18 protein-coding genes and 1 tRNA gene are annotated in these 21,601 nt (G+C 50.9%); 7 read left to right on the forward strand and 12 right to left on the reverse strand.

The features are described 5' to 3' along the window. Positions 1–13: 13 nt before the first annotated feature. A complete protein-coding gene (locus tag QM529_00655) occupies positions 14–655 on the forward strand; it encodes a DUF3035 domain-containing protein (GenBank protein ID MDI9313178.1) in 642 nt (213 codons plus the stop codon). Positions 656–755: 100 nt separating this feature from the next. Here the strand turns inward: QM529_00655 and greA are convergent, their stop codons facing one another. The 5 genes from greA to QM529_00680 form a co-directional block, all read right to left on the reverse strand. After that, the gene (greA, locus tag QM529_00660) at positions 756–1,223 is read right to left on the reverse strand and encodes a transcription elongation factor GreA (GenBank protein MDI9313179.1); all 468 of its coding nucleotides are present in this window, start codon (positions 1,221–1,223) and stop codon (positions 756–758) included. Between the two features lie 88 nt (positions 1,224–1,311). Beyond that, positions 1,312–2,712: a phosphomannomutase/phosphoglucomutase gene (locus QM529_00665; GenBank protein MDI9313180.1), complete on the reverse strand. Its 1,401-nt coding sequence runs from the start codon at positions 2,710–2,712 to the stop codon at positions 1,312–1,314. 8 nt (positions 2,713–2,720) lie between these two features. Then, positions 2,721–3,536 (reverse strand): sugar phosphate nucleotidyltransferase, encoded by an 816-nt coding sequence (locus tag QM529_00670; GenBank protein MDI9313181.1) that lies wholly within the window; start codon positions 3,534–3,536, stop codon positions 2,721–2,723. 5 nt (positions 3,537–3,541) lie between these two features. Further along, the gene (gene rpe, locus QM529_00675) at positions 3,542–4,231 is read right to left on the reverse strand and encodes a ribulose-phosphate 3-epimerase (protein MDI9313182.1); all 690 of its coding nucleotides are present in this window, start codon (positions 4,229–4,231) and stop codon (positions 3,542–3,544) included. Positions 4,232–4,294: 63 nt separating this feature from the next. Then, positions 4,295–5,452: an aminotransferase class V-fold PLP-dependent enzyme gene (locus QM529_00680; protein ID MDI9313183.1), complete on the reverse strand. Its 1,158-nt coding sequence runs from the start codon at positions 5,450–5,452 to the stop codon at positions 4,295–4,297. 118 nt (positions 5,453–5,570) lie between these two features. Here QM529_00680 and recJ point away from each other — a divergent pair, with 118 nt between their 5' ends. Next, entirely contained in the window at positions 5,571–7,496 is a 1,926-nt protein-coding gene (recJ, locus tag QM529_00685) for a single-stranded-DNA-specific exonuclease RecJ (GenBank protein ID MDI9313184.1), read from the forward strand. A 14-nt stretch (positions 7,497–7,510) separates the two neighbouring features. Here recJ and pgeF read toward each other — a convergent pair whose 3' ends face one another. From pgeF to QM529_00705, 4 genes are read right to left on the reverse strand one after another with little or no spacing between them, the layout of a single operon-like run. After that, positions 7,511–8,281, reverse strand: coding sequence for a peptidoglycan editing factor PgeF (gene pgeF, locus QM529_00690; protein MDI9313185.1), 771 nt, complete (start codon positions 8,279–8,281; stop codon positions 7,511–7,513). Between the two features lie 30 nt (positions 8,282–8,311). Further along, positions 8,312–9,382 (reverse strand): SAM-dependent methyltransferase, encoded by a 1,071-nt coding sequence (locus tag QM529_00695; GenBank protein ID MDI9313186.1) that lies wholly within the window; start codon positions 9,380–9,382, stop codon positions 8,312–8,314. Positions 9,383–9,386: 4 nt separating this feature from the next. Continuing rightward, positions 9,387–10,145, reverse strand: coding sequence for a precorrin-4 C(11)-methyltransferase (gene cobM / locus QM529_00700; protein MDI9313187.1), 759 nt, complete (start codon positions 10,143–10,145; stop codon positions 9,387–9,389). Then, complete coding sequence (locus tag QM529_00705) at positions 10,142–11,800, reverse strand: hypothetical protein (protein ID MDI9313188.1); 1,659 nt, start codon at positions 11,798–11,800, stop codon at positions 10,142–10,144. Before QM529_00705 ends, cobM begins: the two co-directional genes overlap by 4 nt. Between QM529_00705 and QM529_00710 the strand changes: the two genes are divergently transcribed. Genes QM529_00710 through QM529_00730 form a run of 5 tightly spaced genes read left to right on the forward strand, consistent with a single transcriptional unit; the run spans position 11,726 to position 17,373 of the window. Further along, positions 11,726–12,925, forward strand: coding sequence for a sirohydrochlorin chelatase (locus QM529_00710; protein ID MDI9313189.1), 1,200 nt, complete (start codon positions 11,726–11,728; stop codon positions 12,923–12,925). The genes QM529_00705 and QM529_00710 overlap by 75 nt on opposite strands. Positions 12,926–12,929: 4 nt before the next feature. Next, positions 12,930–13,589: a precorrin-8X methylmutase gene (locus tag QM529_00715; GenBank protein MDI9313190.1), complete on the forward strand. Its 660-nt coding sequence runs from the start codon at positions 12,930–12,932 to the stop codon at positions 13,587–13,589. A 4-nt stretch (positions 13,590–13,593) separates the two neighbouring features. Then, positions 13,594–14,874: a precorrin-6y C5,15-methyltransferase (decarboxylating) subunit CbiE gene (gene cbiE / locus QM529_00720; protein ID MDI9313191.1), complete on the forward strand. Its 1,281-nt coding sequence runs from the start codon at positions 13,594–13,596 to the stop codon at positions 14,872–14,874. Between the two features lies 1 nt (position 14,875). Next, the gene (locus QM529_00725) at positions 14,876–15,598 is read left to right on the forward strand and encodes a precorrin-2 C(20)-methyltransferase (protein ID MDI9313192.1); all 723 of its coding nucleotides are present in this window, start codon (positions 14,876–14,878) and stop codon (positions 15,596–15,598) included. Further along, positions 15,595–17,373: a cobalamin biosynthesis protein gene (locus QM529_00730; protein MDI9313193.1), complete on the forward strand. Its 1,779-nt coding sequence runs from the start codon at positions 15,595–15,597 to the stop codon at positions 17,371–17,373. The genes QM529_00725 and QM529_00730 overlap by 4 nt, the downstream gene beginning before the upstream one ends. Here the strand turns inward: QM529_00730 and QM529_00735 are convergent. The 3 genes from QM529_00735 to QM529_00745 all read right to left on the reverse strand — a co-directional run bounded on the left by QM529_00735 (position 17,345) and on the right by QM529_00745 (position 21,478). Beyond that, positions 17,345–18,406, reverse strand: coding sequence for an ELM1/GtrOC1 family putative glycosyltransferase (locus QM529_00735; protein ID MDI9313194.1), 1,062 nt, complete (start codon positions 18,404–18,406; stop codon positions 17,345–17,347). The genes QM529_00730 and QM529_00735 overlap by 29 nt on opposite strands. 5 nt (positions 18,407–18,411) lie before the next feature. Further along, positions 18,412–21,165 (reverse strand): aminopeptidase N, encoded by a 2,754-nt coding sequence (pepN, locus tag QM529_00740; protein MDI9313195.1) that lies wholly within the window; start codon positions 21,163–21,165, stop codon positions 18,412–18,414. 223 nt (positions 21,166–21,388) lie between these two features. Then, positions 21,389–21,478 (reverse strand) — tRNA-Ser (locus tag QM529_00745). Positions 21,479–21,601: the final 123 nt, after the last annotated feature.

A 21,601-nucleotide genomic window follows, 5' to 3' on the forward strand; every position in this document is an offset into this window, starting at 1 on the left:
TGGTAACATCGAAATGAAAAACCTCAGCAAAAAAAATAAATACCATGACTTGACCGGCCAAAAAGGCCGTCGGGGTTTGGCCGTCACCATGCCAACCAGCGCAATGCTGACCGGCGGTTTGTTAATCGGCAGTTTATTGCTGGCCGGTTGCGCCAGCAAGGGCGGAAAAATTTCGGCCTTCTCCCTATCGCCGCCCGATGAATTTGCCGTGATTAGCAACCCGCCACTTACCACCCCACCGGGTGACGCATTATTGCCCATGCCGATTGATAGTGGCAACGACGTCGCGAGCGCAGGACAAGGTAATGTCGACCCATCGGCGCGTGGTTTACAAACCGTGTTTGGCGAGGGGAGCGACGACCAGAACAAAGACGCGCAAGCCGCCCTGGCCAGCCAAGGATTAAATGATAATGACATTGCGTTGCTGGCCGCGGCCAACGCATTGAAACCCGACCCGGCGGTGCGCCAACAATTGGGTAGCATTATAAACGCCCGCCCCAGCACCGACAGCCAGGTTAATGATTATTTGGCATCGGCCGTAACCCGTGAACGCAAATTAACCGCGGCGCAACAGGCCGCGTTGGACGGCAAAACCGACCCAAAAACCGGAAAATCGGCCCGCGCCACCATGCCCGGCGTTATTTCGGTGCAGTAGCGCAATTTAAATGATAAAAAATGCTACCCTCAAATAGCGTAGCGATAGGGAAAATTTATTGCGTGATTTGTTAATGGCGAAATAGCTTTATCGTTCGCGGTTAATAACTAACCGCCAAGACGTGGTAGGTTTTTTCGCCGCCCGGGGTGATGATGTCAATCATGTCGCCGGCTTTTTTGCCCATCAATGCGCGACCAATTGGCGACGCGGTCGATAACGACCCTTGGCTAATATCGGCCTCCAACTCCCCCACCAATTGATAGGTTAATTCCTTGCCCTTGTCGTCCTTGACCTTGACCATTGCGCCAAATTGCACCATGTCGAGGTTGTCGGTGGGCTTGGTCATGACCTCGGCCCGCGCCAATTTGTCTTCCAATTCGTTGATGCGCCCCTCGATAAAACCTTGCTTTTCCCGCGCCGCCGAATAATCGGCATTTTCAGAAAGGTCGCCATGCTCGCGCGCCGTGGCTATCGCCTGTATCGTGGCCGGTCGTTCGACCTTTTTCAAATGGCTGAGCTCTTCCTTCAATCGGTCGTGGCCTGCCCGGGTCAAGTGAATTTTTTGCATGGTGTTTTTGTCCTTTTGTTTTTTTCAAGAATGGCAATGATAAAAAATTACCATGCAAAAAGCAAGCGGCGAAAAGCACCGCGCCGGTCTAATAATCACTTATCGTTGGCGCGCCGGCGGCGGCCAAAAATTGGTTGATGGTGGTTATCATTTTTTTTAAATTATCCGCGCTGTCGCTTTCGGCGCGCGCCACCAAACAATTTTGCGTGTTCGACGCCCGCACCAACCACCAACCGCGGCCGCTGCGCACCCGCAACCCGTCGATATCGTTGAATTCAATCTTGGCATTTTTTAGCGCGGCTTTTAGTTTTTCAACTATCGGCATTTTATCCTCCTCCCGCACGTCGATGCGAATTTCCGGCGTGTTTATCATCGGCGGCAATGACAGGCGGAATTGCTTCAACGAAATCCCCTCGACCGCAATAATTTCTAACAGGCGCAGGGCGGCGTAAAGCGCGTCGTCAAACCCGGGCCAGCGGTCGGCGAAGAAAATATGGCCGCTCATTTCGCCCGCCAACAGCGAATGTTGTTTTTTCATTTCGCTTTTAATAATCGAATGGCCGGTCGGCGCCATCACCGCGCGGCCGCCCATTTTTTCAACCTCGTCAAAAAACAATTGGCTGGCCTTGACATCGGCGATGATGATGGCGTTTTTATTTTTTTGCAATACCAATCGGCTGTAAAGAATTAACAATTGGTCGCCCCACAGGACAACGCCGTCTTCATCCACCACGCCGATGCGGTCGCCGTCGCCGTCGAACGCAATCCCCAAATCGCATTTTTCTTTTTTCACCACGGCTTGCAATTGCGCCAGGTTTTTTTCGACCGTCGGGTCGGGGTGATGCTGGGGGAAATTGCCATCGACAAAGTTGTTGATGCTGTGATGTTTGCCCTTAAGTTGCGGCAGAATTTTTTCCAACGCCAAGCACAGCGCGCCATTGCCCGCGTCCCACGCGACGTTGATATTATCCGGCAGGGTGATGCCCTTTAACAAATCGGCGATATATTGCGGGCGTAAATTTTTCGTTTCATGCTTGCCGGGTTTGTCGGGTTTGAGCGGTAGCGTCTTGCCGGCAAAGGCCGCAATGTCGCCGCCCCAAAATGGTTTTTGGTTTTTCACCATCTTAAAACCATTATATTCTTTCGGGTTGTGCGAACCAGTAACCTGCACCGCCAGTGGTGACTGCAACAAATAATTGGCGTGATACAATTCGGGGGTGGCGACCACGCCGTCGAGCTCGACCACATCGACGCCGTAATCAACAAACCCCGCCACCAAGGCCGATTTTAATTCCGGCGTCGACAACCGCCCGTCGCCACCGACCACGACTTTTTTTTCATCCGCGCCAAGCGTTTGCGCCAGCAACGCCGCCAGCAAATAGGCCGAATGGGCGTGCAATGTCTTGCCAACAATGCCGCGCACATCATATTGGCGCAATATGGTTTTGTCCAAGCTATAATTGCGTGGCGGTAGAAAATTATTGGTCATGTTGTAATTTATTTTTTGGGCGGCAGGTCATGGTAGCGGTGAAAATAATTGGCATTAAATAACCCCTCGACATTGCCAGTGTCAAGCCGCATCAAATTGCTCTCGACACCAAAAAACCTGTGCGCCGGCAAAAGGTTTTTCATGCCGTCGGTCAGCTGAATTTCGCCGCCCGCGCCGGGCGCGGTTTTTTGTAAGGAGGCAAAAATCGCCAGCGGCAAAACATAACGCGCGATAATACCGACATCGCTTGGTGCGTCGACCGCCGATGGTTTTTCAACCAAATCGCTCGCCTGGTAAATTGTTTGGCCATTCTGTTGTTGGCTGTCGACAATGTTTAACACGCCGTATTTTTTGCTATCGGCTGGTTTTATTTTTTCGACCGCGACCCACATGGCATTGTTGTCGGTGGTGCTGGCGTTGCATAATTGTTTGATAGCCAGCGAATCGTTTTTGCTTTTGCGCGCCATAACATCGTCGGGCGCAATCACCGCAACTTGCGTGATATGTTTTTCGATATGCGGCATGGCGCATAACACCGCGTGGCCCAGGCCCTTCTGCTCCTCCTGATTAACCAGTAGCAGGTTGTTTTTATCAAGCCCGAGGTTAGCGTGGTGAAATAAATAATCGGCGATCGATTGTTTTTCGCGATTGGTGATGAGGATAATTTTTTCGATGCCAGCCTCCTGGATTTCCTCAATCGTGTAATGGATGATTGGCCTGTCGCCCAGCGGCATCATTTCCTTGGGGAAGTAGCGGGTGAAGGGCAGTAACCTTGTGCCACGGCCGGCGGCGGGGATGATGGCGATGATGTTGGGACGCGTCATGTTGGTTACAGGTTTTTTAATGTCGCAATGCGCGATTGATATTGGTCATGGCGGCCATCGCCCATGATATAATTGCCGGCCACCAACGATAATTGGTTAAGCGGCGCACCGCCGACGGTAAAGGCGGCGCAGATGGATTTTGCATTATCGCCATTCACCCCGCCGTCAACCTCGACAATCGTTTTTGTGCCACGCACCAATTTGCTGGCTTCGGTGATTTTGGCGTAGGATTCGGGAATAAAACCCTGCCCGCCGAATCCTGGCTCGACCGACATGACAATCAACAGGTCAAGTTGCGGCAGAATATTTTCAACCACCGACAACGCGGTCGCGGGCTTAACCGCGATGCCGCATTTTTTACCCAGGGCGGTTATTTTTTTAAAAGCGGTGGCGAGGTCTTGCTTGGCCGGTGCCTCGCAATGAACGGTGATTTGGTCGCTACCCGCGGCGGCAAAGGCATCGATATAATCGTGATAATTTTCTATCATCAAATGGACATCAAAAAACTTTTTTGATTGCGCGCGGAGCGATTTGATAAGCGGTGGGCCGAAGGTGATGTTCTTGACAAAATGCCCGTCCATCACGTCAAAATGAAACCAATCGGTGCCGGCGGTTTCGAGACGTTTTACCTCCGCCGCCAAATTGGCAAAATCCGCCGACAGCAGGGATGGGGCGATAATCGGTTGGTTGGTCATGGCGCTTGCTTTCAATTAGCAAAAATTCACAACGCAAACAATTCTTAAATCGCCATGATGCGTTTAATAACGAGCAATAATTTGTTGATAGGCGCGCAAAAATTTTTCCACATCGTCGTCTTGGTTGTCGTGGCCGAATGAAACACGCAGGGTGTTTTTGGCCTGCTGGTCGTTGTAGCCCATTGCTGATAACGTATCGGATGGTGCCATGCGCCCCGATGAACAGGCCGCCCCGGCCGACACCGAAACCCCCAGGCTATCCATCGCCACCACCAATTCTTGGCCGGCAATTGTTTCGTCGACCAACAATGCAACATGGTCAAGGCGCGCCGCGCCCGCGCCGGCGAGTAATAAATTTGGCCGAATTTTTTTCGCCTCGCGCTCCAGCTTATCGCGCCATATTTTGTATTTTTTATTTTCAGATTCCTGTTCTTGCTGGCAACTATCCAACGCCAATGCCATGGCGTGGATGGCGATAGTGTTTTGCGTGCCCGGGCGATAGCCACGTTCTTGCCCGCCGCCATGCAACAATGGGGAAGGGTCAGGCAGGGTCATCATCATCACCGCCGCCGCCCCATGGCCACCGCCCAATTTGTGCCCGGCCATGGTGCAGGCGGTCAAGCCCATAACACCGATATCGCATTGCCCATGCGCAAAAAATTGCACGCCATCGGCCACGACAAAACCATTATGCTGGTTGGCCAGGGCGACGATTTTTTCCATCGGTTGCAGAACACCGGTTTCGTGGTTGCAAAGTTGCAGGGCAATGAGTTTCGGCGCATCGCCCATTTTTTTTAATGCATCGCGCAAGGCCTCAACATCGGCCTGGCCATCGCGATTTAGGGGCAGGCCAACCGCCGCCGGCAATTTTCCGTGATAGACTTCGCCGATAGCATGAGCAAAATTTTTGATGGAGGGATGCTCGGCCATGAAATAAATAAGCTGGCATGGCTGGTTGTGTTTTTTTGAAATATCCTTGAGCAACAGCTGGAGCATTAAATTATTAGCCTCGGTGCCGCCGGCGGTAAAAATAACCTCGTTACAACCGGTCGCCCGTTTAATGGTGGCGCGCGCCGCACCAACCATCCGTTGTGCCACCTGGCCATGGTAATGCACCGACGATGGGTTGAGCGGTTGCGCCAACCATGGCACAACGGCCGCCCGCACGTCGGGGCGCATCGGCGTGGTTGCATTATGGTCGAGGTAAATATGGTCGGTCATTATATTTTTTGATATTTTTTTCTTTATAGTCTGATTTATTGTTCCCTGCCACTGGTAAAAATCCAAGAATCGGGCAATGATAGTGGCGATAAAAAATGCTACAGCAATATACCTAAAGATGAATCAATCGGCAAAAATTAATACCATACCCGTTGCATCGCCGCCGGCCGTGGCACAGCAACCCAACCAGCAACATTGGCGGCCGGTGGTGGCGTCGTCCCTGTCTAACCAGGCGTGGCTGGCGGCGCGGCGCGATGAGCTAGCGATTCGCAGTATCAGCGAGCAAGCGGCGGTCAGCCTGACCCTGGCCGAAATCATCACCGGTTTTTATAACATTGCCGAGGAAACGGTCACCGATTTTTTACAGCCAAAAATAAAAAACCTGATGACCGACCCCTATGATTTAAAGGGCATGGCGTCGGGGGTTGCCGCCATGGCGCGGGCGATAAAAGAAAAAAAAACCATCGCGCTGTTTGGTGATTACGATGTCGATGGCGCGGCGTCGATCGCCTTGCTTTACCGTTACCTGACGCATCTTGGTTGCCGCGTTATTTTTCACGTACCCGACCGATTGCGCGATGGTTACGGCCCAAACAAACCAGCGATTGAAAAACTATTGGCGGATGGTGCCGAGCTGATTGTTTTTTTAGATTGCGGCACCAGCGCGCTCGACCTGCTCCTACCCCTCACCAACCAAGCTGGCGACAAAAAATGCCAGATAATAATTATCGACCATCACCTGTCCGAACCTATCCCGCCCCTGCCCGATTCTTTAAGCCTTATCAATCCCAATCGGTTTGATGAAAAAAACAATTATGGTTATTTATGCGCCGCCGGTGTTTCGTTTTTGTTTTTGGTCGCGTTGCAAAAAAACCTGCGAGATGCTGGTGAAAAAAACCTGCCCGATTTGATGGGTTACCTCGACCTAGTGGCGTTGGCCACGGTGGGCGATGTCGTGCCGCTGACACAGCTTAATCGCGCCTTCGTCAAGCAAGGGCTGGTCATCATGTCTGCGCAACAAAATATTGGGCTGATGGCGCTGCTCGAGCTATTGGCGATTGACAGCACCCTCAGCGCGGGGCAACTTTCATTTTACCTTTGCCCCAGCATCAACGCCGGTGGGCGGCTTGGGTTTTCGGGTCTTGGCGCGACCCTGCTGACCACCAATGACGTGGCGCGGGCGCGCGAGATTGCCCTAAGCCTGCACCAATATAACGAGGAGCGAAAAATTATCGAACAGCAATTGGTCATGAACGCCGATGCAATAATCATGGGCGATAAATCATTGCTGGAAAAAAACCTGCTGATGGTGGAACAGCCGGCGTGGCATGTCGGCGTGCTAGGGATTGTCGCCAGCCGCTTGAAGGACAAATACCACCGGCCGGCGATTGTTGGCGGCATGGGTGGCGATGATGACGGCAAGGACGCAGGTGGCAAAAAAAATATGCCGCAAGTGGAGCGCGCTGACGATGTCATCACCGCCTCGGCGCGGTCCTACGCCGGTATTGATATTGGCGCGGCGATTATGGCGGCGCGCCAGGCCGATTTGTTAATCGCCGGCGGCGGCCACAAAATGGCCGGTGGTTTTAAATGCTACCGAAAAAATTGGCAGGCCGCGAAAGATTTTATCACCCACCATATCGACAAACAATGTAATGGCACATTGCCGCAGAGCACCAAAAAAATTGCCGCCACCTTGCCGCTGGCCGCCCTGAGCACCGACCTGGCCATCGAAATGGAGCAGTTGGAACCATTCGGCACCGGCAACCGCACGCCGTTGATAATGGTAAAGAACGCGGTGTTTGAAAAGGCGGTGTGGTTAAAGGAGCAACATCTGTCGGTATTTTTTTCGGGCGATGGCATGGCCAAGCGTAGTTTGCGCGCCATGATGTTCCGCGCCGTCAACAACAAAACGGCGCAACATTTGGCGGCCAGCAAACGCGGTGCAAAATTTCACCTGCTGGGGGAACTTTACGCCAACGATTGGCAGGGCAATAAATCGGTCGATTTTTTCTTGGTCGATGCCGCGCCCACCGAAGAATAATTGCCAAAAATTAATTATTCGCGCAACATAATAACGCTCATCAATCGACCGTAATCATCAAGGCCGCGCAATTTGTTTCGGCGGTTGCTGAAATAATGGTCGTTGGCCGCGGTATCAACCCCCAGCCAGGCCGCGCTCACCACACCGCAATCATGCAACGCGGCCAGGCAAAACCCGGGCAGGTTAAATAGATATTTGCCATTTTCTTTCGGCGTAAAAAATTGTTCGGCCAATGGGTGTTGTTGGCTGGCATCGGTTTTCATGTCGCTTGCGACCTCGTAGCTTTTTGGGCCAATCAGCGGGCCAACCACCGCGTTGATATTTTCTGGCCGTGCGCCCATCGCCATCATCTCGGCCACCGTGTTTTTAATCACGCCGCCAACCGCGCCGCGCCACCCGGCATGGCATGCGCCAATGATATTTTTTGTTTTATCGACCAACAATAGCGGCGCGCAATCGGCGGTCAAAATACAAAGGGCGATTCCGGTTTTGTTGGTTACCATGCCATCGCCCTTCGTGCTACCGCTTTGCGCGTCAACCCTGACCACCACCGCGCTGTGATATTGGTGAAGCGATAATAATTTCGGCGCGCCAAAAAAACGTTGCACCCGTTGGCGGTTTTCATAAACCGCGTCGGGCAAATCACGCGACCCGGCACCGCCGTTCAGCGATTCGTAAACACCGGTGCTGGCACCGCCATGACGGTCAAAAAAACCATGGCGGAGGTGCGGCACCTCCAGCAATGAGTGCGTCATGGGGTTAAGGTCTAAATGTTTCTGTGTCATGAAAATATATTGCGACGCAACTGGCTTGCTTTACAATTTTTGCAATTCCATTATTTTAAACAATCGCCCCATGTCGGTCGGTTGTTGTTTTTTTATCAATCGTTGATAACCATGGTCGATTTCATTTTTATCATAACCCAGGGCGATTAATTTTGCCGCGATTTTATCACCATGAAGTTGTTGCAAAAAATTGGCCTGGCTGTCGAAATAGATTTTTTTTAATTGCAATGGCTTCGCGGCATTTTCAATTTGATGAAAACTGACCGACGCCGAAATATCCGCCGCCCCCAAATGCGTCAGCGGGTCAACCGGTTGATGACGATAGAGGGCTTGCATGTTGTCACCATCATAGACGCCATCGTTGCCATAATCAATAATAGTGATAACCCCGCCGGGCTTCAACACCCGCGCCACCGCGGTTAATATATCGTTATAGGCCGGGTGCGATTCATAAATGACATTTTCCTTTACCGATTGGTGCGGCGTCAGGGTGGCGGGAAGGTCGCCATCATAAGGCTTAAAAGCAAAACAAAAATTATCGGGTGCATCATGCGTATTATCGATTGTTACCACCCGTTCAACCCATTTTTTATTTTTTAACATGAATTGCCGTGGCAGAAGACAATCAAAAAATTCATTGGCAACAATAAAATCAACCGACGCGGTTTCAACATCGCGCAAGGATTCGCGCCAATTTATATATTGTGCGTGGCGTTGCAGGTATTTTTTTTGCACGGCGGCCAAGGATTCGCTTCGTTCGATAATGGTCACCGCAAGCCCCTGCAAAAAATCGCGCGGCGCATGGTTTAACATGTCGCGCATCATGGTGCCACGGCCGGCCCCCAATTCTAACAGGCAAAAATCGTCGTTGGTTTTTTGTGCATTAATACGCAACGCCAGCAGAACACCAAACACCGGCGAGACATCGGGGCTGGTAATGAAATCGCCCGCCGCACCAAAAACCTTTTCATGGCCGTAATAATATTCCAGCAAGGGCGAAAAAAAAACATCAAGCGACAACCCGTTATGTTCTTTTATCGCGCGGGCAAGGTTTTTTTTTATGTCGGGCAAGGTTGTGGCTTGCAATCTTATATCTCCCAAAAAATCATTTTTTTTCGCGCAACACATGGCTGTGGTCTTTGTGATAAAGGTGCGAATCAGAAAAATCCTCGCTCCCCAACACCCGCCCCACCAAAATCAGCGCGGTGCGGGTGATGTTTTCTTTTTTTACCTTGTCGCGAATATCCTGCAACGTGCCGGTGATAATTTTTTGGTCGGGCCAGGTGGCGCGGTAAACCACCGCCACCGGGCAATCCGCGCCGTAATTCGGCGTCAAATCCTTCACCACCTTGGCCAGGTTGTTTATCGATAAATGAATCGCCAGGGTCGCACCGCTTTTGCCCAAGGTTACTAAATCCTCGTTCGCCGGCATGCTGGATGCGCGCACCGCGGTGCGGGTCAGGATAATTGTCTGCGAAACATCGGCCAGGGTTAATTCCTTTTGCAACAATGCCGCCGCCGCGGCATAGGCCGGCACCCCCGGGCAAATATCATAATCAATACCCAATTTATCGAGGGCGCGCATTTGTTCGGCAATCGCACCATAAAGCGACGGATCGCCCGAATGAACCCGCGCCACCGATTTTTTTTCCTCATGCGCCCGTTGCATGACGGCGATTATTTCTTCCAACACCATGGCGGCGGTATCCATCACCAATGCCCCTTGCGGGGCGGTGGCGATAACCTCGGCCGGCACCAACGACCCGGCGTAAAGGCACACCGGGCATTCGGCAATCAATTTCGCACCGCGCAGGGTGATTAAATCGGGCGCGCCCGGACCGGCGCCAATAAAATGTATCGTCATGATTTTTTATTTTTCGCGGTTTGGCTTAACAACAACAACATGCCCATCACCATCATATACATCTGCCAAAAGGCATAAAAGGAATTGGTGATAATAAAACAAAAAACGCAGGCCGTAAAAAAAGTGAAGGCGGCACGCGCCGACGGGTGATTGTTGTGCTGAACCAACAATTGCCACCAACCACGGGCAAAAAAAGCAAACAGCAATAGCGGCGCCAGTAGGCCGGCATCGAGCAAAATTTCTATCCAAATATAATGCGGTTGGTTTAGCGCTTCGCAGAAGCCATTGATTAAAAAACATTCACCGGCGATGGCGTGATAAGGCACGCCAAGAATATTTGTGCTGAAATCGCTGGTCAAGGTCAGTAGGTAACGATTGATGTTGATGCCGTAACCGACAAATGGGTGTTGAAAAATATAATAATCTATAAAATGCCAGAATTTTAAACGCTCCTTCATCGAATTGCCATCGAAGCCCAATGATTTTAAAAAATGCAACAATGGATGATTATAGGGATCGCTGGTGTCGTATATCACGCCGCTTAGCCACAGGCCGACAATATATAAAAAATAAACCATGACCAGCGCGCCCCACAACATAATGCGACGATTGCGCGACAGGGTTATCAATCGCGGTATCAGTAAATAAATCGCCACGCCAATCACCATCGCAAGGGTCCAGGCGCGCGACACGGTATAGCCAACCACCACACCACCTATCGTCGTCATCCGCAGGTGAAGCAACAGCACCAACGGCAGGCAAAGCCACGCCATGCCATTTTTTTTAAACAACAATGGTAATATCAATAAAAATAAAATGGCGGCGTTTTGCGAATACTGGCTACTACGGAGGCCTTGCCGTTCGCCATTATTTATCAGTTGCAATTCGACCAGCACAACAATCGTCAGCATCACCAGCACCGCGACCAGCATCAGCAAATCCAACGTCACATCGCGCGCCACCGGTTTGTTTTTAAAAAACCACAACAATGACGGCACGATAGCCGCCAATAACAATGTGCGCCCCAACACAAACCAGCCGTGATAAAAAATTGCCTGGCGATAATCAGCCGCCGGCATTATCGTGTTATGCGCCAAACCCCAAAATAACGAAAAGCCAAACACCGCCACCAGGGCATAGAGCAACAAATAAAGCGGCGACGAAAATTGTTGCAAAATATTTTTTTTGTCGCGCGCGCTGTAAGGGTAAAACAACAACAGCGGCACCAACAACAGCCCGACCAGCACACCGCGTTCCTTCAACATAATCGCCAGCGAAAAGGATAAGGCGGTAACCACGGCAATCGCCTTATCTTGCCACAAGATATTTTTTGCCGTAAAAAATTTTTTTATCTGGCCCAGGGACGACGATAACGACGTGACCAATTTAATGGTTGCGGGCGTCATGGTTAAGGGGGATGAAAGGGCGCGTTTCATGGCGACTATCGCTCTACCAATTTTGCCTTGCCTTGTCATGGGTTTTTTATTATGGTTGGATTTATAAGAACCCAATTTTTTTATCGAATCTGGCGTCGTTGCCTCGATAAAAAAAATCACACGGGGCAAATAGGAAGATAAAACATGACCAGCCACCAGCCCACCGATAGCCATGTCGATAACCACGTCGATAACCATGCCGACCACGATGGCGCGCATAATGGCGCGCGCGAACCATTGCGCCCCCTGCCCGCTGATACCGCCATTATGATATTGGGGCATGGCAGTCGTTCCGCATCGGCGATTGCCGAATTTTCCAACATGACGGCACAATTAAAAAAACGCTACGCCCCGACGCCGGTTGAATATGGTTTTTTGGAATTCGCAACGCCGATTATTCGCGATGGGTTGGATGTATTACGCGCCAACGGCGCGAAGCGTATTTTGGCGGTGCCGGCATTGTTGTTTGCCGCCGGCCACGCCAAAAACGATATGCCGTCGGTGGTTAATAAATACCAACAAGACCACCCCGATATGGTTATTAATTATGGCCGCGAGTTGGCGATTGACCCCCGGTTGTTGAAGGCGGCATCGGAATCGATTCACGCCATCTTGCCCAAATTTTCATCACCCGAGGAAAAGAAAAAATACCTGGCCGATAGCTTGTTGGTGGTGGTGGGGCGTGGCACGTCGGACCCTGACGCCAATTCGAATATATCAAAGGTCATGCGTTTCCTGTGGGAGGGATTGGGTTTCGGTTGGGGCGAGGTTGCCTATTCCGGCGTTACCTTCCCCTTGGTGGCACCGGCGTTGGATAAAATTGCCGGCTTGCAATATCGGCGCATCGTCGTCTTCCCCTATTTTTTATTTTCGGGCATCTTGGTCGATAGAATTTATGAAGCGGTTGACGCGGCGCAGGAAAAATTTCCAGCAATTCAATTTTTAAAGGCGCCTTACCTCAATGATAACCCACGGGTGCTGGATACCATCACCAGCCGCATCAACGAAATTATCGACGGCATGGGCTTGATGAATTGCCAATTATGCAAATACCGCCAGCAGGTATTGGGTTTCGAGGACGAGGTTGGGCTGAAGCAAGAAAGCCACCACCACCATGTCGAGGGCATCGGGGTAAATGGCAAGGACGCGACCCCTGCACCCCACGACCACGGCCATCATGAGCATGAACATCACGGCCACGAACATGGTCATCACGAGCACGGCCATCATGAGCATGAACATCACGGCCACGAGCATGGTCATGCGCACGGCGACCATGGCCACCATCCCTATCCCTTCGCCGACCACCCGTTGGGGCCGAAAACCTTGCGGCCCAAAAAATAAAAAAATGTTCCAAGATTTTTTTACCGACGGGGCAGAAATCTATCGCCAATCGGCCAAACGAATCGCCGCCGCCATCGATATAACCAAATGGCCGGTGCCGTTGGAACGGTTGGTGGTGGAACGCGTCGTCCATGCGGTGGCCGACCCAACCATCGCCGATTTATTATTTTTTAAAAAAAATGCCGCGGCGACCATTGCCACGGCATTAGAAAAAAACGCAACCATTTTATGCGACAGCCAAATGACCAGCCATGGTTTAATAACTGGCTTAATAAATTGCCGCAACGAAAAAATATCATTGGTCGATGACCCACGGGTAAAAAAAATTGCGGACAAAAAAAAAATCACGCGGTCGCACGCACAAATTTTTCTGTGGCACGAATTGTTGCGCGACCAATTTACCACGGCGGTGGTCGTGATTGGTAATGCGCCAACCTGCCTTTATGGTTTGTTGCAGGGCTGGCACGACGGCACCCTGCCTCAACCGGCCGGCCTTATCGCCATGCCGGTTGGCTTCGTCGGCGCGGCCGAGGCGAAACAGGCGTTAAAAAATACCGGCGACACCCCACCCTTCATCACCATCCTTGGCCCGCGCGGCGGCAGTGCCGTGGCGGCGGCGGCCACCAACGCCCTGCTAAGCCAGCGATCCATCGGCGAGGTGTAACAACATGACAGACAAAAAAAAATGGTTGCTGGTATTGGGGTTGCGCGCCGGTTATGACATTCCGGCGGCGGCCAAAAATTTCTTGCGCAATGCCGATACGGTTATCGGCGGTGCGCGTAACCTTAGTCTCATCCCCTCGCTGACGCCATCCACGATAAAACCATTAATGCGGCCATTTGCCAAAAACATAGATTGGCTAAAAAAAATGAAATCGCAGGGCAAAAAAATTGCCTTTGTCGCCACCGGTGACCCAAGTTTTTTTGGCGCGGCAAAAATATTACGCCAACACTTTAATTATGATGAAATGTTGGTCGTGCCGGCGGTGTCCGTCGTTTCCTTGGTGGCGGCGGCCATGGGCTGGGCGGTCGAGGATGCGATAATTATTTCAACCCACGGCGATGCCGCGACCCGACCGATTGAACAGTTGGTGAGGCATTTGCACCCCCACGTAAAAATTATTGTCATTGCGCGCGACGCGCCGCAATTGTTGGCGATTGCCCAATTGTTACAAGAAAGAAATTTTGGCGACAGCCGCCTGACCATTTTTTCCAACCTCGGGGGCGATGATAAAAAAACGATTCGGCTTAAGGCCTCGGCCATAAAAACAGCGCGGCCATTTGAAATGGATTTTTACACCATAGCTATCGAAGCCATCGCCGACAAAAATACCAACGCGCCACAGGTCATGACAACCGCCGGCCACGAGATAGATTTTTTTCACCACGACGGGCAAATTACCAAACCCGAAACCCGCGCTATTATTTTATCCAAACTGCGCCCCGCGCCGCAAAAATTATTGTGGGACATTGGTGCCGGTGCCGGGTCGGTGGCGGTGGAATGGGCTTTGCGCGGCGGCCGCGCCTTGACAATCGAAACAAAAAAAAATCGCCATGATAATATCCTCAAAAATATTGCGCGGTTTGGTTTACAAAATAATATCACCGCCCTTAATATCCCCGCGCAACAATTTCTGCGTAACTACCTTGCGTCTGGGCAAAAAAAATCCCAAGCCAGCATGGCACCCGATATTATTTTTGTCGGCGGCGGCGTCAGCGATAACGAATTGATGGCGATGGTTTGGCGCGCCCTGCCCCATGGTGGGCGGTTGGTGTCGGCCAGCCATTCGGTTGAGGGGCAGATGGCGCAACATGCGCACCACCAAACCTGGGGCGGGGAGGTTATGACCATCAACATCGCACAAAAAAAAGCAATGACCAGTTCCGATAATTTTCACACCATGGCCGCCAACCAACAAACCACCCTGCATGTGGTTGATAAAAAATAACATGACAAAAAAATCACTTGGCATTTGTTACGGCGTCGGGGTTGGCCCGGGGGGCGTGGATAACCTCACCCTTGGCGCGATAAAAATTATTGAAAAAATAAATGTCATGGTGGCGATGCGCGCCAGCGACAAGGAATCGCGTGCCAAAAAAATCATCGCACCATTTATTACCGGCCGCGATAATTTACACATCATCGATTACCCATTGGTGATGGCGCCACGCCGCGCCAGCAACCTTGACGCCTACCGCGGGCTTATCCCCCTCATCACCGCGCAACTTGATGGCGGGCAAGATGTCGCCGTGCTGTGCGAGGGCGACCCATTGTTCTACGGCTCGTTTCAATATGTGATGGAGCTGTTGCCGGCGCAATATACGCGCCGCGTGGTGCCCGGCGTATCATCGCCGCAATTGGCATCGGCCGAGGCGCGCATTGGATTATCGGCCGGCACCGATAATCTTTGCTTCATCGCCGCCACAAGTAGCGAGGAGAAAATAAAAAACCTCCTCACAACCAGCGACCGCGCCGTCATTATGAAGCTGGGGCGGAGCCTGACAAAAATAAAAAATATCTTGCGCGCTCTTGGCCTGGAAAAGGATTCGTTGCTCTGCCTTGAGCTTGGTGGGGCGGCGCAAAAAATTATCCCATTGCAGGATTACCCCGAATCCACCGCGCCCTATTTCTCACTGCTTATCGTCAATAAAAAATCCGGCCAAACAACATGACGCAACAACCGCAACCATTTTATTTGCTGGTGGGCCGCGCCGCGCACCTCCCCCTGGCACAAAAGATAAAAAATAATTTTGCCGTGACAATTTATGGTGAAGGGGACGATGATTTCACACCGCTTATCAATCATTCGCTTATCGATACCCTGCGCTATCTTTATCAATCGGGCATGGCGGACGGCATGGGGGACGCAAAACGCCCAGCAAGGCCGATAGTTGCCCTGGTCAATGGCGGCATCATCATGCGCGCGCTTGGCAACATGGTTGGCAACAATGGAAAGGATAAATTTTCCGCATCGCCGATTTTGTATTTGACCAGCGATAACAAAACGCTGGTGCCACTCCTCGGCGAGCATCACGGCGGGCAAGGCTTGGGGATGTTGCTGGCAAAAAAATTATCGCTGAATTATGCGGGTGATGAAGCACAACATGAGGACGATGTTCCCCATCATTATTTTATGGCGGGTAAGGAATTTTTGCCGGCGTGGCTGGCGGCCAATAAAAAAATTAACACCGATTGGCACATGCCGTCGCACGGCCAACCGCAAATTATTCCACCGCGTTTGGCGGTGGGCATTGGCCTGGAGCGCGGCGCGCCGGTGGCGGCGGTGGCGGATTTGCTGACCACGGCGTTGCAAAAAATTAACGCCCACCCACGGGCGGTTGCGACCATCGCCAGCATCGATATAAAAATGGATGAGGTCGCCCTGCATAACCTGAGCTCAAACCTGCATCTACCTTTACGTTTTTTTACCAGCGAAGAATTATCGGCGGTGCCGGTGCCGAACCCATCGGCGGTGGTTGAAAAGGAAACCGGCACGCCATCGGTGGCGGAGGCCGCCGCCTTGCGTGCCGCCGGTTATTATCCATCGCCTGAAACCCATTCGGCAAAACCCCAACCAAAGCTGTTGCTGGAAAAGCAAAAGGGCGACGGCGTGACCATCGCCATCAGCGAAATACTTCCCGACCATGATTTTACCTCATGCGGTTTAACGCTTGGCCATTTGGCGGTGGTCGGCATCGGCCCGGGCGACAAACATTTGCGCGCGCCGCTGGCCAGCCACTATATTTTGGCGGCTGATGATATTGTTGGTTATCAGCTTTACCTTGACCTGGTGGATGACCTGACCGCTGGCAAAAATTTGCACCAGCGAGATTTAGGGCGGGAGGAAGAACGCGCCGCCCTTGCCCTTGACCTCGCCCTCACCGGAAAAAAAGTTGTCTTGCTTGCCTCGGGTGATGCCGGCATCTACGCCCTTGCCACCCTGGTGTGGCAATTGTTGGAGACGCGAAAAAAACAGGTTGCGGATAAAGCCTTGCCACACAAAAAATTATCCAGCTTGCCGATAACCGTGGTGCCGGGGGTCAGCGCGTTCCAAGCCTTGGCGGCGAAACTTGGTGCGCCGGCCGGTAATGATTTTGCCGTGATATCGCTTTCCGATTTAATGACACCGCGCGCAAAAATATTACAACGATTGCGCGGCGCGTTGCAGGGCGACTTCCCCATCTTTCTTTACAACCCAAAAAGCAAAACGCGGGTTGATTTATTGGCCGAGGTTATAACCCTCGCCCGTGAATTTTTACCACCTGACACCGCGGTTGTAATCGGCAAAAATCTTTATCGGCCGAGCGAAGACATCATTGTCCGCGATCTTAAGAATTTTTCAATCGATGATGTCGATATGTTTTCGTGCGTCATGATTAGCAACAGCACGATGCGCCAATTCAATCACCTGGGGCGCGCTATCCTTTACGCGCCGCGCGGTTATTAGGCAAAAATCTTTTCTTAACCTCGCGCGCCACGGCTTCGCTATTAACAATCGGCGATTGCGCAACCGGTATTTTTTTATCAACCGCCGCCGCGTTATAATTTTCGACCGCGAAGTTTTTCTTCAGCGATTTAATAAATTGTAAATGCCGCAACAATTTTTTTAACTGCCACGACAATGATAAAAAATTGCGAAGCGGCATTGGCCACAATAATGTTTGTTTGCCGGTCAATAACCCCTCGGTCATCATATTTACCGAATCGTTGGTCACCACGACGACATCGCTTAAGGACAATATCATGCCATAAACATTATGGTCGCGGCCATCGTCCAACCAAACATTACCATGGTAAGATAATTCTTTTTGTAATAATAATTGGACAAAACTTGGCGTCCGCGCCGACGGCGTGATAAGCACAAAATGCCGGTCGGCCAATTTTTTTATTTCGGCCAATAAATTTCTTGCCGTGCTTTTTTTAAAAACCTGCAACCGCGAATTACCGCCGAGCAAAATACTCACCGTGGTTTTTTTATCGCTATAGGTTGGAATTCTTTTTTTCGCCGTGGCGCGCGCCGCCGGGTTTATTGCCTGCAGGTTTTTTTTATCCCACGCCGACAGGCCGCCTGTCATCACCATCATATTGCTGGACAGGCTTTTTTTGCATTCATGCAATGGCCGCACCAGCAAATCAAAAAAACGACCACCGCCGTTCGGCGACAACAAATGCACCGCGACGGCGGCGGCCAAACGTGTTTTTAAAAACAACGCCGGCCGCGCCGTGATATGCCCGGCCGAAAAAACCGCATCGACCCTATCCAACGTTGTTGAAAAATCCTTCATCCCCGAAAACCACGGCCTGGCCGACAACGCCGGCACCTTGGCCCACCAATTATATTGCGGCCGCACCATTTCGTATTTTACCGGCATCATGGTGCCCAGCGCCTCGACCAGCGCAATTAATTGTTGTTGATGCCCCCGATTTTTGTCAAACAACAGCAGAATTTTTTTTTCTGCCAAATTGGTTGTTTTTTTCATCTGGTTCAACCTTGCAAGGTTCGTTCCACCATCTCCGTCAATTGCACCGAAATTTTTTGTTTTAATAATTTCTGCAGGTGTTTTTTCATGGTCGATTTGTATGGCGCACTGAGTTGCGGCAGGCTATTAAACATATTCACCAACCGCGCCGCCGTGTGGTGGTTAATGCCATCGACCATTTTAACCACCGCGAGAAAAACCTCATAGCCCTTACCATCTGCCCTAAAAAATTGTGGTATGTTGCCGGCCAACCCACCAAGCAAGGGGTAAAGTTCGTTGGGTTTGTCCAATCTAAAATCAATCGATTCGGTGCCGCTGGGGTTAAATATTTTTTTTGTGGCGACAATTTGTTCTATCACGCCCAAGGTGTGCGGCGCATCATAACCCGACAGCAAGCGTATATAATCGCCAAACAACAATTCGTCTTTTTTTATTTTATCAAAATAATCGCTCAGCATCGCGTCGCGCAATTCTTCATCGCCCGTCAATTCGCTAAAACGATTGATAAGGCTTAGGGCGGCCTTCTTCAAGGTGATATTATCATTCTTAAAATAATGGTTGCTTAAAATTTCTTTAACCCGCGCGACATTTTTTTTATCGCCTGATTTATTATTTTGTAAACTATTCACGATAAATTGCAACATCGCGTTGTTGATGGCGCGACCGCCGATATCATCGGGGACAAGGTTACGCCCGTCAACCGCACCGACATTTTTTGTCGCGTCATAACGGGCGTGAATTTTTTCTTCCTGGTCGCTGGCCAATTGGCCGCGCACGCGGCGCACCGCTTGCAATAATTTTATCGGGTCGGCACCGGTTTTTTTATTTTGATTGGCCACCGCCAACAACAATTCATCCAACGCCGGCAGGGAAAAATTTTCGGCCAGACTCAACGGCGCGGTATGTTGGTCGGTCAGTAATTGGGCAAACCCATCGCGGTAGGATGAAAATTCGTCGCTGTTTTGTTGGTAATAATCGGCCAGGATAGCGCGGGTCGCCAAGACTTGGCCGGCCTCCCAGCGATTAAACCCATCATCGTCGTGGCGCAACAACACCGCCAAGTCGGCGGCCGATTGCGCAAAATCAAGGTTAATCGGCGCGGAAAAACCACGGTTGAGCGACACCACCGCACCGGCCGGCACATCGCTAAACACCAATTTATCTTTTTTTGCCTGCAACAAAAAAACCGCGGTGTCGGCATGCCAATGTTTATGCTGGCTGATTAATTTTATCGCCGCGCCATTTTTATCAAACAGCGCAATTTTCAAAGGTATCGGCAGGGTGTTTTTTGCCTTGTTATTGCTTTGGCTGAAATCCAAAATCAAATCCTTGCCGGCGTGGCGTTGCGCCACCGCGACCATCGGCGTGCCCTTGGTGCTATACCACGGCATGAACCAATCAAGCGTCATGTCGTTGGCGGCTTCAAAACTTTCGATAAAATCCTCGATGGTGGCGGCGCGGCCATCGTTCTGTTTGATATAATGTTTGATGCCGCGTTGAAATTTTTCTTCGCCCAATATCAGGTGAAGCATGCGGATGACCTCCGCGCCTTTTTCATAAACGGTTCCGGTATAAAAATTATCAATTTCTTTGTAGGTGGTCGGTCGCACCGGGTGGCTCAACCCAGACGCATCCTCGGCAAATTGGTCGCCGCGTAGACCCTGCACCTGCTTCAATCGTTCCGACGCGCGGTCAAAATTATCCATGCTATATTCTTGGTCGCGGAACACGGTCAGGCCTTCCTTCAAGCTCAATTGAAACCAATCGCGCAAGGTCACGCGGTCGCCCGACCAATTGTGAAAATATTCGTGGGCGATAATGCTGTCGACCCCCAAATACTCGCGGTCGCTGTTGATATTTTTATCCAACAACAAATAACGGGCGTTAAATATATTCAAGCTTTTATTTTCCATCGCGCCAAAATTAAAATCGCTGATGCCGACGATTTGAAAAATATCCAAATCATATTCCAAGCCAAAACGCGTTTCGTCCCATTTCATGGCGCGTTGCAACGCGCTGAGGGCGAAACCGGTGCGACCGGCATATTGTTTTTCGGACCAGATTTTTAATGTAACCTTGCGCCCCGACATGGTTACAAATTCACCGGTTTCATCCACCAAATCGCCCGCCACCAGGGCAAACAAATAACATGGTTTTTTAAATGGGTCGTGCCATTTGGCATAATTCTGCGCACCACGCTTGCCCGATTCCACCAGGTTGCCGTTCGACAGCAACACCGGTTGGTCGGATAAAATCTCCACCGTAAAAATGCTCATCACATCGGGGCGGTCGGGGTAAAATGTAATGCGGCGGAAACCCTCGGCCTCACACTGCGTCGTGAAAATATCATTGGCAACATAAAGCCCGGCCAGGGTGCGGTTGTCGCGCGGGTTGATGGCGACCCGGGTTGTTATTTTACCGCGCGGCGGCAGGTTAAACAGCCACAATCCTTTATCATTTTTTTCATAAGATTTTTTATCAAGTATTTTACCATCGACCGCGACCGATAATAATTCAAGGTTCAAACCATCGAGCCAGGTTTTTTTTTGCAGTCGGCCATCATTTGCGTGATAATCAATCGTGCAATCGACCAGGGTGCGGGTGGCATCCAACGTGAAAAGCAAATGCACGCCATCCAACGCCAGCGGGTATGGCCGATAATCGGCCAGGCGCACCACGGTTGGCCTCGGCGACGATTTTGTTGGCGATTTTTTTGTCGCCGTTTTTGCGGAGGGTTTGGTTTTTGCGGCTTTGCTCATGTAATTATTTTTGGGTTATTTTCGCGTCATTATTGACTACAAATAAGCCATTTCAAAAAATTTGTCCAATGAATGATGTCTCATCCGTCAAGGATTTTTTGATGGTTTATAGTCGCAAGTGAAGCCGCCCACGCCTGAAATTTGCGCGGGCTTTGCTCGCGCAAAAAATATAAAGCAATGCGGCGACCAACAAATCATGGAATGATTTTTTGGTAAATCATATTGGCGGATGGGGTGAGATTCGAACTCACGAAAGACTTTCGCCTTTGCCGGTTTTCAAGACCGGTGCTTTTAACCACTCAGCCACCCATCCCCTAATTTTTATTTATTATATCTTGCCCTATCATAATTTTTGAAACCTGTCATTATGATTCACAAAACCCCGCGCCGCAATTTTACAACCCTAATTTTTTTATATTTTCGGCAACCTGTAACG

The organism is Hydrotalea sp. (assembly GCA_030054115.1).
Classification (GTDB): domain Bacteria; phylum Pseudomonadota; class Alphaproteobacteria; order JASGCL01; family JASGCL01; genus JASGCL01.

Coding starts and splice junctions, on each gene's coding strand:
- QM529_00680 (MDI9313183.1), bottom strand. CDS start 5,452: ATGACCGACCATATTTACCTCGACCATAATGCAACCACGCCGATGCGC.
- cobM (MDI9313187.1), bottom strand. CDS start 10,145: ATGACGATACATTTTATTGGCGCCGGTCCGGGCGCGCCCGATTTAATC.
- greA (MDI9313179.1), bottom strand. CDS start 1,223: ATGCAAAAAATTCACTTGACCCGGGCAGGCCACGACCGATTGAAGGAA.
- QM529_00655 (MDI9313178.1), top strand. CDS start 14: ATGAAAAACCTCAGCAAAAAAAATAAATACCATGACTTGACCGGCCAA.
- QM529_00670 (MDI9313181.1), bottom strand. CDS start 3,536: ATGACGCGTCCCAACATCATCGCCATCATCCCCGCCGCCGGCCGTGGC.
- QM529_00710 (MDI9313189.1), top strand. CDS start 11,726: ATGACCAGCCACCAGCCCACCGATAGCCATGTCGATAACCACGTCGAT.
- QM529_00705 (MDI9313188.1), bottom strand. CDS start 11,800: ATGCGCGCCATCGTGGTCGGCATGGTTATCGACGTGGTTATCGACATG.
- QM529_00715 (MDI9313190.1), top strand. CDS start 12,930: ATGTTCCAAGATTTTTTTACCGACGGGGCAGAAATCTATCGCCAATCG.
- QM529_00735 (MDI9313194.1), bottom strand. CDS start 18,406: ATGAAAAAAACAACCAATTTGGCAGAAAAAAAAATTCTGCTGTTGTTT.
- pepN (MDI9313195.1), bottom strand. CDS start 21,165: ATGAGCAAAGCCGCAAAAACCAAACCCTCCGCAAAAACGGCGACAAAA.
- QM529_00730 (MDI9313193.1), top strand. CDS start 15,595: ATGACGCAACAACCGCAACCATTTTATTTGCTGGTGGGCCGCGCCGCG.
- recJ (MDI9313184.1), top strand. CDS start 5,571: ATGAATCAATCGGCAAAAATTAATACCATACCCGTTGCATCGCCGCCG.
- cbiE (MDI9313191.1), top strand. CDS start 13,594: ATGACAGACAAAAAAAAATGGTTGCTGGTATTGGGGTTGCGCGCCGGT.
- QM529_00725 (MDI9313192.1), top strand. CDS start 14,876: ATGACAAAAAAATCACTTGGCATTTGTTACGGCGTCGGGGTTGGCCCG.
- rpe (MDI9313182.1), bottom strand. CDS start 4,231: ATGACCAACCAACCGATTATCGCCCCATCCCTGCTGTCGGCGGATTTT.
- pgeF (MDI9313185.1), bottom strand. CDS start 8,281: ATGACACAGAAACATTTAGACCTTAACCCCATGACGCACTCATTGCTG.
- QM529_00665 (MDI9313180.1), bottom strand. CDS start 2,712: ATGACCAATAATTTTCTACCGCCACGCAATTATAGCTTGGACAAAACC.